The sequence below is a fragment of the Streptomyces sp. NPDC104313 genome (genome assembly GCF_055583985.1).
In genome coordinates, this window is the sequence record NZ_JBVJMW010000003.1 from 619,477 (window position 1) to 634,693 (window position 15,217).

General features: G+C 70.9%; 15 protein-coding genes. 7 read left to right on the plus strand and 8 right to left on the minus strand.

The annotated features are described in order from the left end of the window. Nucleotides 1-86: 86 nt before the first annotated feature. Together bagB and bagA are read right to left on the minus strand one after the other, a co-directional pair. Nucleotides 87-1,550, minus strand: coding sequence for an ATPase BagB (bagB, locus tag ACZ60Q_RS10005; RefSeq protein WP_469630967.1), 1,464 nt, complete (start codon nucleotides 1,548-1,550; stop codon nucleotides 87-89). Next, nucleotides 1,547-2,521, minus strand: coding sequence for an ATPase BagA (bagA, locus tag ACZ60Q_RS10010; RefSeq protein WP_469630970.1), 975 nt, complete (start codon nucleotides 2,519-2,521; stop codon nucleotides 1,547-1,549). The genes bagB and bagA overlap by 4 nt, the downstream gene beginning before the upstream one ends. A gap of 72 nt (nucleotides 2,522-2,593) precedes the next feature. On the opposite strand from bagA, the gene ACZ60Q_RS10015 reads away from it, so the two are divergent. The 4 genes from ACZ60Q_RS10015 to ACZ60Q_RS10030 all read left to right on the plus strand — a co-directional run bounded on the left by ACZ60Q_RS10015 (nucleotide 2,594) and on the right by ACZ60Q_RS10030 (nucleotide 5,218). Next, nucleotides 2,594-2,752 (plus strand): DUF4177 domain-containing protein, encoded by a 159-nt coding sequence (locus ACZ60Q_RS10015; RefSeq protein WP_003967454.1) that lies wholly within the window; start codon nucleotides 2,594-2,596, stop codon nucleotides 2,750-2,752. After that, on the plus strand, nucleotides 2,752-3,222 hold the full coding sequence (locus tag ACZ60Q_RS10020; protein WP_469630973.1) for a RidA family protein: 471 nt from the start codon (nucleotides 2,752-2,754) through the stop codon (nucleotides 3,220-3,222). The genes ACZ60Q_RS10015 and ACZ60Q_RS10020 overlap by 1 nt, the downstream gene beginning before the upstream one ends. 221 nt (nucleotides 3,223-3,443) lie before the next feature. Continuing rightward, nucleotides 3,444-4,385: an NUDIX hydrolase gene (locus tag ACZ60Q_RS10025; protein ID WP_469630976.1), complete on the plus strand. Its 942-nt coding sequence runs from the start codon at nucleotides 3,444-3,446 to the stop codon at nucleotides 4,383-4,385. Then, entirely contained in the window at nucleotides 4,382-5,218 is an 837-nt protein-coding gene (locus tag ACZ60Q_RS10030) for an MBL fold metallo-hydrolase (protein WP_469630979.1), read from the plus strand. Before ACZ60Q_RS10025 ends, ACZ60Q_RS10030 begins: the two co-directional genes overlap by 4 nt. A gap of 87 nt (nucleotides 5,219-5,305) precedes the next feature. Here the strand turns inward: ACZ60Q_RS10030 and ACZ60Q_RS10035 are convergent, their stop codons facing one another. Continuing rightward, nucleotides 5,306-5,980, minus strand: a complete 675-nt coding sequence (locus tag ACZ60Q_RS10035; protein ID WP_003967450.1) for a Crp/Fnr family transcriptional regulator — start codon at nucleotides 5,978-5,980, stop codon at nucleotides 5,306-5,308. A 534-nt stretch (nucleotides 5,981-6,514) separates the two neighbouring features. Between ACZ60Q_RS10035 and nth the strand changes: the two genes are divergently transcribed. The 3 genes from nth (at nucleotide 6,515) to ACZ60Q_RS10050 (ending at nucleotide 9,492) form a co-directional block, all read left to right on the plus strand. Beyond that, nucleotides 6,515-7,306 (plus strand): endonuclease III, encoded by a 792-nt coding sequence (gene nth / locus ACZ60Q_RS10040; RefSeq protein WP_469631318.1) that lies wholly within the window; start codon nucleotides 6,515-6,517, stop codon nucleotides 7,304-7,306. A gap of 94 nt (nucleotides 7,307-7,400) precedes the next feature. Continuing rightward, nucleotides 7,401-8,195, plus strand: coding sequence for an NUDIX hydrolase (locus tag ACZ60Q_RS10045; protein ID WP_469630982.1), 795 nt, complete (start codon nucleotides 7,401-7,403; stop codon nucleotides 8,193-8,195). A gap of 91 nt (nucleotides 8,196-8,286) precedes the next feature. Further along, nucleotides 8,287-9,492, plus strand: coding sequence for a MarP family serine protease (locus tag ACZ60Q_RS10050; RefSeq protein ID WP_469630985.1), 1,206 nt, complete (start codon nucleotides 8,287-8,289; stop codon nucleotides 9,490-9,492). A 76-nt stretch (nucleotides 9,493-9,568) separates the two neighbouring features. Here the strand turns inward: ACZ60Q_RS10050 and ACZ60Q_RS10055 are convergent, their stop codons facing one another. From ACZ60Q_RS10055 to acs, 5 genes are all read right to left on the minus strand, one after another. Then, the gene (locus ACZ60Q_RS10055) at nucleotides 9,569-9,772 is read right to left on the minus strand and encodes a hypothetical protein (protein ID WP_469630988.1); all 204 of its coding nucleotides are present in this window, start codon (nucleotides 9,770-9,772) and stop codon (nucleotides 9,569-9,571) included. A gap of 115 nt (nucleotides 9,773-9,887) precedes the next feature. After that, nucleotides 9,888-10,901 (minus strand): alpha/beta fold hydrolase, encoded by a 1,014-nt coding sequence (locus ACZ60Q_RS10060; protein ID WP_469630991.1) that lies wholly within the window; start codon nucleotides 10,899-10,901, stop codon nucleotides 9,888-9,890. Then, a complete protein-coding gene (locus ACZ60Q_RS10065; protein ID WP_469630994.1) occupies nucleotides 10,898-11,440 on the minus strand; it encodes a phage holin family protein in 543 nt (180 codons plus the stop codon). The genes ACZ60Q_RS10060 and ACZ60Q_RS10065 overlap by 4 nt, the downstream gene beginning before the upstream one ends. Before the next feature lie 40 nt (nucleotides 11,441-11,480). Beyond that, nucleotides 11,481-12,902, minus strand: a complete 1,422-nt coding sequence (nhaA, locus tag ACZ60Q_RS10070; RefSeq protein WP_469630997.1) for a Na+/H+ antiporter NhaA — start codon at nucleotides 12,900-12,902, stop codon at nucleotides 11,481-11,483. A gap of 231 nt (nucleotides 12,903-13,133) precedes the next feature. Next, entirely contained in the window at nucleotides 13,134-15,131 is a 1,998-nt protein-coding gene (gene acs / locus ACZ60Q_RS10075) for an acetate--CoA ligase (protein ID WP_469631000.1), read from the minus strand. Nucleotides 15,132-15,217: the final 86 nt, after the last annotated feature.

Sequence of the window (15,217 nt, forward strand, 5' to 3'; positions counted from 1 at the left end):
CGCTGAGCCGGCCCGGCTGCATCAGGTCCGGGCCGCTGTGCCGTCAGCTCCGGTGGGTGGTGTTACGCGGCCCCGGTGAGGGGTGTCTACGCCGCTCCGGCAGGGGTCGGCGTGGAACCGTCCGCCAGGCGGTCGCCGATGGCCCGGAGGCCGTTCAGGTCGTGTACGTCGCCGGGCAGCGCTGCCACGGCCGTCACCGGCACCTCGGGGTGCAGCGCGGTGAAGCGGTCGCGGGTGCGGTGCTCGCGGGCGACGACCTGCATGCGCTCGGCGTGCAGACGCAGTAGACCCGCCGTCAGTTCCTCGACGCCGACTGCCTCGTCGGCGGACGCGCCGGCAGAGTCGGCCGCATCCGCAGGGCTCGTCGCGTCGTCAGGGGTGGTCGAGTCGTCAGGGGTGGTCGCGGATGTCGCGATGCTCTCGTGGGGCGGCTCGTTCTCCGTAGGGTCCTGGTGCTCGGCTGTGGGCTCGGGCCCGGACGCCTGCCCGGCCTCGGGGGAGAGGGGCGGCTCGGTCCGTCCGGAAGCGGTGACCGCCGGGTCGGGGGCTTCCTGGTCACCAAGGTCAGCCTTCCCGGCCCGCTGATCCACAATGCGGGCGGCGTCAAGATTTTCCGCGGCGGCCAGTGCCTGCTCGGCGGAGAGCCGCGAAGCCTCACTGCCGTGCACACGGTTGAGGACCAGACCGGCCAGCGGCATCTCCTCGGCGGCCAGCCGCTCCACGAAGTAGGCGGCCTCGCGCAGCGCGTCCTGCTCCGGCGTCGCCACCACGAGAAAGGCCGTGCCGGGCGCTTGGAGCAGCTTGTACGTGGCGTCCGCGCGGCTGCGGAAGCCGCCGAACATGGTGTCCATCGCGGCGACGAACGTCTGGACGTCCCGCAGGAACTGCCCCCCGAGCAGCTTGCCCAGCGTTCCGCTCATCATCGACATACCGACATTGAGGAACTTCATCCCGGCTCGGCCGCCCACCTTCGCGGGCGCCATCAGCAGCCGGATGAACTTCCCGTCGAGGAACGACCCGAGCCGCTTCGGCGCGTCCAGGAAGTCCAGCGCGGAGCGCGAGGGAGGGGTGTCGACGATGATCAGGTCCCACTCGTCGCGCGCCCGCAGCTGCCCGAGCTTCTCCATCGCCATGTACTCCTGCGTACCGGCGAACCCGGCCGACAGGGACTGGTAGAAGGGGTTCTCCAGGATCGCCCTGGCCCGTTCGGCGTCCGCGTGCGCCTCGACGGTCTCGTCGAAGGTCCGCTTCATGTCCAGCATCATGGCGTGCAGCTCGCCCTCGCCGTCGATGCCGTCGACCCGCCTCGGCACGTTGTCCAGCCGGTCGATGCCCATGGACTGGGCGAGTCGGCGGGCCGGGTCGATGGTGAGGACGACGACCTTCCGGCCGCGCTCGGCGGCCCGTACGCCGAGGGCGGCGGCGGTCGTGGTCTTGCCGACCCCGCCGGAGCCGCAGCACACGACGATCCGGATGCCCGGATCGTCCAGCAGCGCGTCCATGTCCAGCCCCGCCTCGGCCGTGTTCGTAGCGGATGTGTCCGCGCTCATGCGTCCCCCTCTTCCCCCGCGCCCTGCTTACGGAGCTCCGTGGCCAGGTCGTGCAGCGCGGCGAGGTCCACCCCGTCGCCGATCAGCGGCAGCTCCGCCGTCGGCAGCCCGAGACCGGCCAGCACCGCGCGCTGCTCCCGCTCCAGGCCGACCCGCTCGGCGTGCTCGGCCGCCTGCTCGACCAGGGGCCGCACGAGCGCCGCGGAACCGGTCACCCCGGACCGGGTCAGCACCTTGGCGATCTCCTTTCGGCGGCCGCCCGCGGCGGTGCGCAGGGCGTCCTCGTCGAGCAGATGCGGGCGGACCATGTTGACGAAGACGCTGCCCACGGGCAGTTCGGCGGCGCGCAGTTCGGTGATGCCGTCCGCGGTCTCCTGGACCGGCATCTCCTCCAGGAGGGTCACCAGGTGGACCGCGGTCTGCGGGGACTTCAGGACCCGCATCACAGCCTGGGCCTGGTTGTGTATGGGGCCGATCCTCGCCAGTCCGGCGACCTCGTCGTTGACGTTCAGGAAGCGGGTGATCCGGCCGGTCGGCGGGGCGTCCATGATCACGTGGTCGTAGACGAACCGGCCCTGCTTGTCCTTGCGGCGTACGGCTTCGCACGCCTTGCCGGTCAGCAGGACGTCCCGGACGCCGGGCGCGATGGTGGTGGCGAAATCGATCGCGCCGAGCTTCTTCAGCGCCCGGCCGGCGCTGCCGAGCTTGTAGAACATCTGGAGGTAGTCGAGGAGCGCGCGTTCGGCGTCGATCGCCAGCGCGTACACCTCGCCGCCGCCCGGCGCGACGGCGATCTTGCGCTCCTCGTAGGGGAGCGCGTCGGAATCGAAGAGCTGGGCGATGCCCTGCCTGCCCTCGACCTCGACGAGGAGGGTGCGCCTGCCCTCGGTCGCGAGGGCGAGCGCGAGGGCGGCGGCGACCGTGGTCTTACCGGTACCGCCCTTGCCGCTGACGACCTGGAACCTGCTCACGTATTCGAGCCTAACCAGTCCGGCCCCGGCCTACGCACGGGACCGTACGTGCCAGGCGTTACAGTCGGGCCCATGACCAAGTGGGAATACGCGACCGTGCCGCTTCTCGTGCACGCGACCAAGCAGATTCTGGACACCTGGGGCGAGGACGGCTGGGAGCTGGTCCAGGTCGTTCCCGGCCCGAACAACCCCGAGCAGCTCGTGGCCTACCTGAAGCGGGAGAAGGCGTAGTGGCGGGCGTCGTCGAGGCGCGGCTCGCCGAGCTCGGCCTGACCCTGCCCGCCGTCGTGCCGCCGCTGGCCTCGTACCAGCCGGCCGTGCGGACCGGGGTGTACGTGTACACCTCGGGCCAGCTGCCGATGGTGGACGGCAAGCTCGCCGTCACCGGCAAGGTCGGAGCCGAGGTCACGCCGGACGAGGCGAAGGAGCTCGCGAGGACCTGCGCGCTCAACGCCCTGGCCGCCGTGAAGTCGGTCGCCGGCGACCTGGACCGGATCAAGCGCGTCGTGAAGGTCGTGGGCTTCGTCGCCTCGGCCTCCGACTTCACCGGACAGCCCGCCGTGATCAACGGTGCCAGCGAGCTGCTGGGCGCGGTCCTCGGCGACAAGGGCGTGCACGCCCGCAGTGCCGTGGGTGTCGCCGTGCTGCCGCTGGACGCACCGGTCGAGGTCGAGGTCCAGGTGGAGCTCGTCGACGCCTGAGTATCCCTTTTCGCTCGTGCTTCCGATCCCGTCCGGTCCCGCGACCGGGCGGGATCGATCGTGTGTACGAGGCGTGTCGGGCGTGTACGAGGAATGCCGGGCGTGTACGGGGCGTGTCGGGCGTGTACGGGGCATGCCGGGTCTCCGCGACGATCGGGGAGCCTCGAACGATGATCAGGGAGCCTCTCGAACATCGGCGCGGTTCCGGATAGCCTCCGGCCATGTCCCAAGGTCAGTGGTACCCCCCGGAATGGCCCGACCGGATCCGGGCCCTCGCCGCCGGTGAGCTGACGGCCGTGACACCCCGGCGGGCCGCCACCGTGATGCTGCTCCGCGATCCCGGCGGGATCGGTGGTGATCCGGACGGGAAGCGCGGCGATCGGGGCGGGGAGAGCGATGCCACCGCTAGCCCTGTCGTGCACATGTTGCGGCGGCGGACCTCCATGGCGTTCGCCGGAGGCGCGTACGCCTATCCGGGTGGCGGAGTCGATCCGCGCGACGACGACCGGCTGATCGGGTGGGCCGGGCCCCCGTTGGAGCGCTGGGCCGCCCGGCTCGGCGTGGCGACGGTCACCGAGGCTCAGGCCATCGTCTGCGCGGCGGTACGCGAGACGTTCGAGGAGGCGGGTGTCCTTCTCGCCGGGCCGACCGCCACCACCGTGGTCGGCGACACGACCGGGGACGACTGGGAGGCCGGCCGGGAGGCGTTGGTCGCCCGGGAGCTGTCCTTCGCGGAGTTCCTGGACCGGCGCGGCCTGGTGCTGCGCTCGGACCTGCTGGGCGCTTGGGCGCGCTGGATCACCCCGGAGTTCGAACCGCGTCGGTACGACACGTGGTTCTTCGTGGCCGCGCTCCCCGAGGGCCAGCGCACCCGGGACGTCTCCACGGAGGCCGACCGCACGGTGTGGATCGCCGCCGCCGACGCGGCACGCCGCTACGACGCGGGCGAGCTGCTGATGATGCCGCCCACCGTGACCACGCTGAGGGCCCTCGCGCCGTACAGGACGGCCGCCGAGGCGCTCGGGGCGGCTGACGGGCAGGACATGACCCCGGTCCTCGCGCAGGCCCGTCCGGAGGGCGGCGAACTGGTGCTGAGCTGGCCGGGGCACGACGAGTTCACCCAACACGTGCCCGCGGCTGGCCCGGGAGGCGGTGCGGCGTGAGTGATGCGGCAGCACTGCCCGGACAGCCGCGCGGAACCGTGGCCTCCGGCCCCGCGACCGCCCGTACGGTCAACATCCTCGCGCCCAACCCGTCCGCGATGACGCTCGACGGGACGAACACCTGGATCGTGGCCGAGCCCGGCTCCGGTCTCGCGGTCGTCATCGATCCCGGGCCGCTCGACGACGTACACCTGAGGGCCGTGATCGAGGCGGTGGAGCGGTCCGGTCGGCGCGTGGGTCTCACGCTGCTCACCCATGGCCACCCCGACCACGCGGAGGGCGCGGGCCGGTTCGCGGAGCTGACGGGGACGAAGGTGCGGGCCCTGGACGCGGCGCTGCGGCTGGGCGACGAGGGCCTCGCGGCGGGCGACGTGATCACCACCGGCGGCCTGGAGCTGCGCGTCGTGCCGACACCCGGGCACACCGCGGACTCGCTCTCGTTCCATCTGCCCGCCGACCGGGCGGTGCTGACGGGCGACACGATCCTCGGCCGCGGCACGACGATGGTCGCGCACCCGGACGGGCGGCTCGGCGACTACCTGGACTCGCTCAGGCGGCTGCGGTCGCTGACGGTCGACGACGGCGTCCACACGGTGCTGCCGGGCCACGGGCCGGTGCTGGAGGACGCGCAGGGGGCGGTGGAGTTCTACCTGGCCCACCGCGCACACCGCCTCGCCCAGGTGGAGACGGCGGTGGAGGCCGGGCACCGTACGCCGTCGGAGGTGGTGGCGAAGGTGTACGCCGACGTGGACCGCTCCCTGTGGCCGGCCGCCGAACTGTCGGTGCGGGCGCAGCTGGAATACCTGACCGAGCACGGGCTGATCCAGAGCTGATTCGGCCCACGCGCGGCGAAGGGCCCCGCCGGCGGACGCACCGGTAGGCACGTCGGTCGGCGGGGCCCTTCGCGTACGGAATCGGGGTCAGCGCGAACGCTTCGCCAGCCGCTCCACGTCCAGCAGGATGACCGCACGGGCCTCAAGGCGCAGCCAGCCGCGGCCCGCGAAGTCCGCGAGCGCCTTGTTGACCGTCTCGCGGGAGGCGCCGACCAGCTGGGCCAGCTCCTCCTGGGTGAGGTCGTGCACGACGTGGATGCCTTCCTCGGACTGGACGCCGAAGCGGCGCGACAGGTCCAGGAGGGCGCGGGCGACACGGCCCGGCACGTCGGAGAAGACCAGGTCGGACATCTGGTCGTTGGTCTTGCGCAGCCGCCGGGCGACCGCGCGCAGCAGCGCGGTGGCCACCTCGGGCCGGGCGTTCAGCCAGGGCTGCAGGTCGCCGTGGCCGAGGCCGAGGAGCTTGACCTCGGTCAGCGCGGAGGCGGTCGCCGTACGCGGGCCCGGGTCGAAGAGCGACAGCTCCCCGATCAGCTCGCCGGGGCCGAGCACGGCCAGCATGTTCTCCCGCCCGTCGGGCGAGGTGCGGTGGAGCTTCACCTTGCCCTCGGTGACCACGTACAGGCGGTCACCCTGGTCGCCCTCGTGGAACAGCGCGTCTCCGCGCGCGAGGGTCACCTCACTCATCGAGGCGCGGAGCTCCGCGGCCTGCTCATCATCGAGCGCCGCGAAAAGCGGGGCGCGCCGCAGAACGTCGTCCACGAGTTTCTCTCCTTGTCGGCCTGTTCAGGGAACCGTGGTCCCCATCATGCCGGACGGTAAAACAGTGCGATCAATCACAAACCAGTTTGACGCACGGGCGTGCCGGACCCTACGGCAGGGGGGCCGATCGGGGGTGGATACGCCGTGACAGCGGTGGTTGTCGGTGCCTGGCTCTAGGCTGGCCGGGTGTCCAGAACGCCGGGGAGAGCGCAGACCAAGGGGGCTGACGGGGTACCGAAGGGTGGCGATTCCGCTGTGGGCGAACAGCCTCGGCCGCGCTCGGAGAATGCCGCGAATGGCCCCCTCGGGGGCGCGCACGGCTCCCCCGGAGAGCCGGGGAAGCCGCTCCGGAAGTCGGCCAGGAGGTCCGCAGTGTCATCGTCGCCATCGTCAACGCCCGGCAAGTCCGGTGAACCCGGCAGAACCGGCAGAGCTTCCACGGTCCGCAAGGCGGCCACGACCACGGCGGGCAAGGCGGGCGAGGCGGCCACGGCGCGTACGGCAGCCACGGCGCGTACGGCAGCCACGGCCAAGGTGGCCACGGCGCGCAAGGCGCCGAAGGCGGAGTCGCACCTCGCGATGGTCCGCCGGGCGCGCCGGATCAACCGCGAGCTCGCCGAGGTCTATCCGTACGCCCATCCCGAGCTGGACTTCCGTAACCCGTTCGAGCTCCTCGTGGCCACGGTCCTCTCCGCCCAGACCACGGATTTGAGGGTCAACCAGACCACCCCCGCGCTCTTCGCCGCCTACCCCACGCCCGAGGACATGGCGGCGGCGGTGCCGGAGGAGATGGAGGAGATCATCCGGCCGACCGGGTTCTTCCGGGCCAAGACCAAGTCGCTGCTCGGCCTCTCGGCCGCCCTCCGGGACGAGTTCGGCGGCGAGGTCCCGGGGCGCCTCGATGACTTGGTGAAGCTGCCCGGCGTCGGCCGCAAGACTGCCAACGTGGTCCTGGGCAACGCCTTCGGCGTCCCCGGCATCACGGTCGACACGCACTTCGGGCGTCTGGTGCGGCGCTGGAAGTGGACCGACGAGGAGGACCCGGTGAAGGTCGAGGCGGTCGTCGCCGGGATCTTCCCCAAGAGCGAGTGGACGATGCTCTCGCACCGGGTGGTGTTCCACGGCCGCCGGATCTGCCACTCCCGCAAGCCTGCCTGCGGGGCCTGCCCCATCGCCCCTCTCTGTCCTTCGTACGGAGAGGGTGAAACCGATCCGGAGAAGGCCAGAAAGCTCCTGAAGTACGAGATGGGCGGCTATCCGGGCCAGCGGCTCAGCCCGCCCGCCGACTACCCGGGAAAGCCCGCGCCCGCGCTCGGGGCGGAGTGAGGGTCACGCCTTCGCCTTCGCCTTCACCCTCAAGGACGGAACGGCTCGGAACGAAATGGCCGACGACAGGCGTTGTGAATCAACGGGGGTGCCCATGACGCACACGCAGACACACGGCAGGACACCGGCCGGGAACGGCTCCGCCGAGGGGCTGGGGCACAAAAGCCCCGGAGGGCCGGCATCGGGACCGGTCCCGGTCCCGGGGGGCTGGGCAGGGGACGCCGGGGTCGCCGTGACCACCGACGGCCTTCCCGCATGGCTCGACCCCGTCGCCCGCGCCGCGCGCAGCGTCCAGCCGCAGCAGCTCAGCCGCTTCCTGCCGCCCGAGAGCGGGGCGGGCCGGCAGTCCGCCGTCCTGGTCCTGTTCGGCGAGGGGGAGCGCGGGCCCGAGCTGCTGCTGATGGAGCGTTCCGGGACCCTGCGCTCCCACGCCGGGCAGCCGTCCTTCCCCGGCGGCGCACTGGATCCCGAGGACGGCGACCAGGCCACCACCGGGCCCCTGCGGGCGGCACTGCGCGAGGCCGAGGAGGAGACCGGGCTCGACCCCCGGGGCGTACAGCTCTTCGGCGTGCTGCCCCGGCTCTACATCCCGGTCAGCAGCTTCGTCGTGACCCCCGTGCTCGGCTGGTGGCGCGCGCCCAGCCCGGTCGGGGTGGTCGACCCGGCCGAGACGGCCCGGGTCTTCACGGTCCCCGTGGCGGATCTCACGGACCCCGCGAACCGGGCCACGGCCATCCACCCGAGCGGGCACAGCGGCCCGGCGTTCCTGGTCGAATCGGCTCTGGTCTGGGGCTTCACGGCCGGAGTGATCGACCGGATTGTGCACTACGCGGGATGGGAACGCCCCTGGGACAGGACCAGACAGGTGCCGCTCGACTGGCGCGCATGACACGCTGGCTGTCCTGCTGCGCTGTTCCGGGCCCGGCCCGGACCCCGTCACCACCGACGGGCCAGGTGACGAAACTGCGAGGCTACAGACGGTGAACGTGCTGGACATCCTGCTGCTGCTGGCTGCCGTGTGGTTCGCGGTCATCGGCTATCGCCAGGGTTTCGTCGTCGGCATCCTGTCGGTGATCGGCTTCCTCGGGGGCGGTCTCGTCGCCGTCTACCTGCTGCCGGTCATCTGGGACCGGTTGACCGAGGACGCCGAGGTCTCCACCGCCGTCGCCATCGGCGCGGTCGTCATCGTGATCGTCTGCGCCTCGATCGGCCAGGCCTTCACCACCCACCTGGGCAACAAACTCCGCCGGTACATCACGTGGTCGCCCGCGCGCGCCCTGGACGCCACCGGCGGCGCCCTGGTCAATGTGGTGGCCATGCTGCTGGTGGCCTGGATGATCGGCCTGCTGCTGGCGGGCACCTCGCTGCCGACCCTCGGCAAGGAGGTCCGCAGTTCCTCGGTGCTGCTCGGGGTCGACCGGGTGATGCCCAAGCAGGCGCCCAGCTGGTTCCAGGACTTCTCCTCCGTCCTCGCGCAGAACGGCTTCCCGCAGGTCTTCAGCCCGTTCGCCAACGAACCGATCACCGAGGTCAAGGCCCCGGACCCGGCCCTCGTGGGCAGCCCGGTGGCCGCCCGCGCCAAGCAGTCGATCGTCAAGGTCGTGGGCACGGCCCCGAGCTGCGGCAAGGTCCTCGAAGGCACCGGCTTCGTCTTCTCCGAGCGCCGGGTGATGACCAACGCCCATGTGGTCGGCGGCGTGGAGGAACCCACCGTCCAGATCGGCGGCGAAGGCCGGCTGTACGACGCGAAGGTCGTCCTCTACGACTGGCAGCGCGACATCGCTGTCCTGGACGTCCCCGATCTGAGGGCCAGGCCGCTACAGTTCACCGGCCCGAACGACGACGCGGAGACCGGCGACAGCGCGATCGTCGCGGGCTTCCCCGAGAACGGCGCGTACGACGTGCGCTCGGCCCGCGTCCGCGCCCGCATCGACGCCGACGGTCCGGACATCTACCACCGGGGCACGGTGCGCCGCGATGTGTACTCGCTCTACGCGACGGTGCGCCAGGGCAACTCGGGCGGCCCGCTGCTCACTCCGGACGGGAAGGTGTACGGAGTGGTGTTCGCCAAGTCGCTCGACGACCCGGAGACCGGCTACGCGCTGACGGCCGACGAGATCCGCGAGGACATCGAGATCGGTCGCGAGGCCAACCAGCAGGTCGACAGCCAGGGCTGCGCCCTTTAGGGCGTGCTGCGAGAGTCCCGCCCGCCGTAGGACCGGTGCCCGCCCCCGTACTCCCGCCTCAGCGGTTCAGGAAGGGTCAGTTACGGGGGTGTCGGAGCCGTGCCGAGACCCAGCGGGCCCGACGGCGGAGGATGCGCGGAATCCCGAGACGGGAACGGTGAAGGTCATGCACTTCGTGCACCCGGCCACGAGGGCCGCCCCCCTCATGAGTGCCCACACCGGCAGACGCGGTGGAGCGGCGGTTGCGTGCTTCGTCAGTGAAGTCGTGCGTCCAGCCCATACCCCGACGTCTGCCCGTGACCCAAGGTCGGTAATCGTGTGCGAGTCAGCCAATTGGCGTATGCGGCAGGCAATTGGCTGTTCGTCGGACACGCGTGCCCGTGGCGGGCGGGCGGCTACCGGTCGGGCTCGGGGTCCTTGAGCCAGTTGATGAGTTCGGTGGAGAAGCCGACCGGATCCTCCTCGTGCGGGAAGTGCCCGACACCGTCGAAAAGTCGCCACCGGTAGGGCGCCTCGACGTACTGGCCGGACCCCGCCGAACTACGGGTACGGACCGCCGGATCGAGCGACCCGTGCAGGTGCAGCGTGGGCACCCGGACCGGACGCTTCATCCGCCGGTTGAACTGGATCCCGTCAGGACGCGCCATCGACCGCACCATCCAGCGGTACGGCTCGATCGAGCAGTGGGCGGTGGTGGGGATGCTCATGGCCCGCCGGTAGACGTCCAGGGTCGCCTCGTCCGGGAAGCCCGGGGTGCGGGGGCCCGCCCAGTCCTGGATGAGGCTCCCGACCAGGGCGGCGTCGTCCGCGAGGAGCTGACGCTCCGGCAGCCAAGGGCGCTGGAAGCCCCAGACGTACGAACCGGCCCGCGACTGCGCGAAGTCGGACAGCATCGACGAGCGCCAGCGGCGCGGGTGCGGCATGGAGGAGACGGCGAGCCGGCGGACCAGCTTGGGCCGCATCACGGCGGCCGTCCAGGCGAGGTAGCCACCGAGGTCGTGGCCGACCAGGGCCGCGTCGGGCTCACCGAGGGAGCGGATCACCCCGGTGACGTCGAGGGCCAGGTTGGCTGGGTCGTAACCGCGCGGCGTGCGGTCGCTTCCGCCCACCCCGCGCAGGTCCATCGCGACCGCCCGGAAGCCCGCTTCGGCGAGCGCGGGCAGCTGGTGACGCCAGGTCCACCAGAACTGCGGGAAGCCGTGCAGCAGGAGCACCAGCGGCCCCTCGCCCATCTCCGCGATGTGGAACCGCGCACCGTTGGCCGCCACGTCGCGGTGGGTCCAGGGGCCGTCGAGACGCACCGGGCCCCCGGCGGCGGTCCGGCCCACGGGGCTCGTGGCCGGGGCGGCCGAACCCTCCGGGGCCACCGGGCCCGTCGGGCCGAATGCGCTGGAATCGGGAACCGTCATGTGGACGAGCGTGCCACAGCGTCGGCCTTGTCCTTACCGGAGGCGTTTCCGGAGCCGCTCCCGATGCTCTTCTTCGCCGGCGAGCTGCCGGAGCGCTCGATGATCGCGGCGGCCTCGATCGACGGACGCGGGTGCGGTTTGGCGTTCTGCAGGACGGCGGCGGTCTGCTTGGCGGAGGCGATGGACTTCTCCGGCGGCTTGATCTTCTTGAACTTCCGCAGACCGATGAAGCCGATCAGGGCGGCCAGGAGGATGAAGGCTCCGGCCACGATCAGGAAGGACCACGCCAGGCCCAGGCCCAGGTTGTGGATCCCGTACGCGGCGGCGAAGCTCAGCATCGGCATCGTGAACAGCAGCAGCACGCCCGCGGCGATGAACGCCGCGCTGCCGATCGCCCCGCGCTTGACGTCCTGCCGCACCTCCGCCTTGGCCAGGGCGATCTCGTCGTGCACCAGCGCGGACATCTCGGCCGTCGCCGAGGCGACCAGCTGCCCGATGCTGCGGTCCGCACTGCCCGTGTAGTTGCCGGGGTCGCTCATCCCTGACTCCCTCTCCGTCTTCGACACATCCGATGTCAGATCATGCCGGACTGTTCGGCTTGTTGCGCGCTGCCCCCGCCCGCTCTTCGGCGAGACGGCGGTGTTCTGCCGCCTTGCGCTCGTGGATGACGGCCATGCGCAGGTGATATTCCGGATCATCCTGCTCGTAGACGTCGGGTACCCCGGATTCGTCCTCGTCCAGCTCCTCGGCCTCGTACAACTCCCTGTACCTGCGTACCCGGAGTTTGAGCAGTACGCAGGCGAGCAGCGCCGCGATCAGCGAACCGAGCAGGACGGCCGCCTTGATCTCGTTGACCATCTCCGGGTCGCCCTCGAAGGCGAGCTCGCCGATGAGCAGCGAGACGGTGAACCCGATGCCGGCGAGCGAGGCGAGTGCCAACACATCGGCCCAGGCCAGGTCCTTGTTCAGCTCCGCCTTGGTGAATCGGGCGGCTATGTAGGTGCCGCCGAAGATGCCGACCGTCTTGCCGACGACGAGACCGAGGACGACGCCGAGCGCTTCGGGCCGGGTGAAGACACCGGCCAGCGCCTCGCCGTTCAGAGCGACCCCGGCCGAGAACAGGGCGAACAGCGGGACGGCGATCCCTGCCGACAGCGGGCGGACCAGGTGTTCGATGTGCTCGCCGGGGGAGTGCTTCTCGCCCTCGCGATGGGTGCAGCGCAGCATCAGGCCCATCGCGACACCGGCGATGGTGGCGTGGATGCCGCTGTTGTACATCAGGCCCCAGATGACCAGGGCGAGCGGAACGTAGACGTACCAGCCCCGGACGTCGAAGCGGAGGAGGAGGTAGAAGACGACCAGGCCGAGGACGGCCCCGCCCAGCGCCAGGAAATTCAGGTCCGAGGTGAAGAACACCGCGATGATCAGGATCGCGAAGAGGTCGTCGACGACGGCCAGGGTGAGCAGGAACGCCCGCAGCGCGGACGGCAGCGAGGTGCCGATCACCGCGAGGACGGCGAGCGCGAAGGCGATGTCGGTGGCTGTGGGGACCGCCCAGCCGTCGGTCGAGCCGCCGCCGATGACCGTGGTGAGGGCGTAGACGAGGGCGGGTACCGCCATACCGCACAGGGCCGCCACCACCGGGAGGGCCGCGGCCTTCGGGTCGCGGAGTTCGCCCGCGACCAGCTCGCGCTTGAGCTCGACGCCGGCGACGAAGAAGAAGACGGCGAGCAGTCCGTCCGCCGCCCAGTGCGCCACGGAGAGGTCCAGGCCGAGGAAGCCGGGGCCGAAGTGGAAGTCGCTGACCGCTTCGTACGAGCCGCCGAAGGTGTTCGCCCAGACGAGTGCGGCCACCGCCGCCAGCAGCAGCAGCACACCGCCCACCGTCTCGGTGCGCAGCGCCTCTGCCACGTAGTTCCGCTCGGGGAGCGAGAGCCTGCCGAGCAGCGAGCGCTGGGGCGGTGTGGGGGGCGCGGTTGTGGGCGGGTTGGGCGGTACCACGAGAAGACCTCCAGGTCAGGGCGGCATGAGGGCATGACTGATCGACGTGCCGACCAGACTTCCCGGCGCCCCTGTGGAGATGTTCTCTGTAGTTGTGCGTGAAGCGGCCACTCTACCGGGGGCGTAAAGAGCGGGACCGTTATGGGTGATCTTCAGGCTAAACGCCCGATGGGCACCCGGCACGTTGCCGGATGCCCATCGGAGCCGTACTCATGTGTCTGTTCTGTGCCGTCAGTCCTCGGACGAGGAGGACGGCAGCTGGGTGGTGATCAGGTCCATCACGGAGGAGTCGGTGAGCGTGGTGACGTCGCCCAGCTCGCGGTTCTCGGCGACGTCGCGGAGCAGCCGGCGCATGATCTTGCCGGAGCGGGTCTTCGGCAGCTCGGCGACCGGGAGCACCCGCTTGGGCTTGGCGATCGGGCCGAGGGTCGTGCCGACGTGGTTGCGCAGCTCCGCGACCAGTTCGTCGGAGGCGGTCGCGGTGGAGCGCAGGATCACGAACGCCACGATGGCCTGGCCGGTCGTCTCGTCGGCGGCGCCGACCACGGCGGCCTCGGCGACCGAGGGGTGGGAGACGAGGGCGGACTCGACCTCGGTGGTGGAGATGTTGTGCCCCGAGATGAGCATGACGTCGTCGACCCGGCCGAGGAGCCAGATGTCGCCGTCCTCGTCCTTCTTCGCACCGTCGCCCGCGAAGTACTTGCCCTCGAAACGCGACCAGTAGGTGTCGATGAACCGCTGGTCGTCGCCCCAGATGGTGCGGAGCATGGAGGGCCACGGCTCGGTGAGGACGAGGTAGCCGCCCCCGCCGTCCGGCACCTCGTTGGCCTCGTCGTCCACGACGGTGGCTGCGATACCCGGCAGCGCGCGCTGGGCGCTTCCCGGCTTCGTCTCCGTCACACCGGGCAGCGGCGAGATCATCATCGCGCCGGTCTCGGTCTGCCACCAGGTGTCCACGATCGGGCACGTGTCGGCGCCGATGTTCTTCCGGTACCACATCCACGCCTCGGGGTTGATCGGCTCACCGACCGAACCCAGGACACGGAGGCTGCTCAGGTCGAACTTCGCGGGGATGTCGTCGCCCCACTTCATGAACGTACGGATCGCCGTCGGGGCGGTGTAGAGGATCGTGACGCCGTACTTCTGCACGATCTCCCAGAACCGCCCTTGGTGCGGGGTGTCCGGAGTGCCCTCGTACATGACCTGCGTCGCGCCGTTGGCCAGCGGACCGTAAACGATGTAGGAGTGCCCGGTCACCCAGCCGATGTCGGCGGTGCACCAGTAGACATCGGACTCCGGCTTGAGGTCGAAGACCGCGTTGTGCGTGTACGACGCCTGGGTGAGATAACCGCCGGAGGTGTGCAGGATGCCCTTCGGCTTACCGGTGGTGCCCGAGGTGTAGAGGATGAAGAGCGGCTGCTCCGCCTCGAAGGCCTCGGGGGTGTGCTCGGCGGACTGCCGGGCGGTGATCTCGTGCCACCAGACGTCGCGCCCCTCGGTCCACGCGGTGTCCTGGCCGGTGCGGCGGACCACGAGGACGTGCTCGACGTTCTCGAAACGCGAGACGGCATCGTCGACGGCGGGCTTGAGAGCGGACGGCTTCCCGCGGCGGTAGCCACCGTCGGCCGTGATGACGACCTTGGCGTCCGCGTCCTTGATACGGGCGGCGATGGCGTCGGCCGAGAAGCCGCCGAAGACCACGGAGTGCGCTGCGCCGATGCGGGCGCAGGCCAGCATCGCGACGGCGGCCTCGGGGATCATCGGCAGGTAGACGGCGACCCGGTCACCCTTGCCGACGCCCAGCTCTGTCAGGGCGTTGGCGGCGCGGCAGACCTCGTCCTTCAGCTCCGCGTAGGTGATGGCGCGGCTGTCGCCCGGCTCGCCCTCGAAGTGGATGGCGACCCGGTCGCCGTTGCCCGCCTCGACGTGGCGGTCCACGCAGTTGTACGCGACGTTCAGTTTGCCGTCCGCGAACCACTTCGCGAAGGGCGGGTTGCTCCAGTCGAGGGTCTCGGTCGGCTCGGTGGCCCACGTCAGGCGACGGGCCTGCTCGGCCCAGAAGCCCAGCCGGTCCGCCTCGGCCTGCTCGTACGCCTCTGCGGTGACGTTGGCGTTGGCGGCCAGCTCGGCGGGCGGAGCGAATTTCCGCTCTTCCCGAAGCAGGTTGGCCAGGCTTTCGTTACTCACGACTTCTCCCAGTCCCAGGGTGTCCGTTGTGTCCCGGGGCATAGCTCATCAGGCGCGGGGCCGGGTGACAAGGGCCTGCCGGGAATTGGTTTAGACCTGTGTCTTCGTGTATGGAGCCATGATCCCGC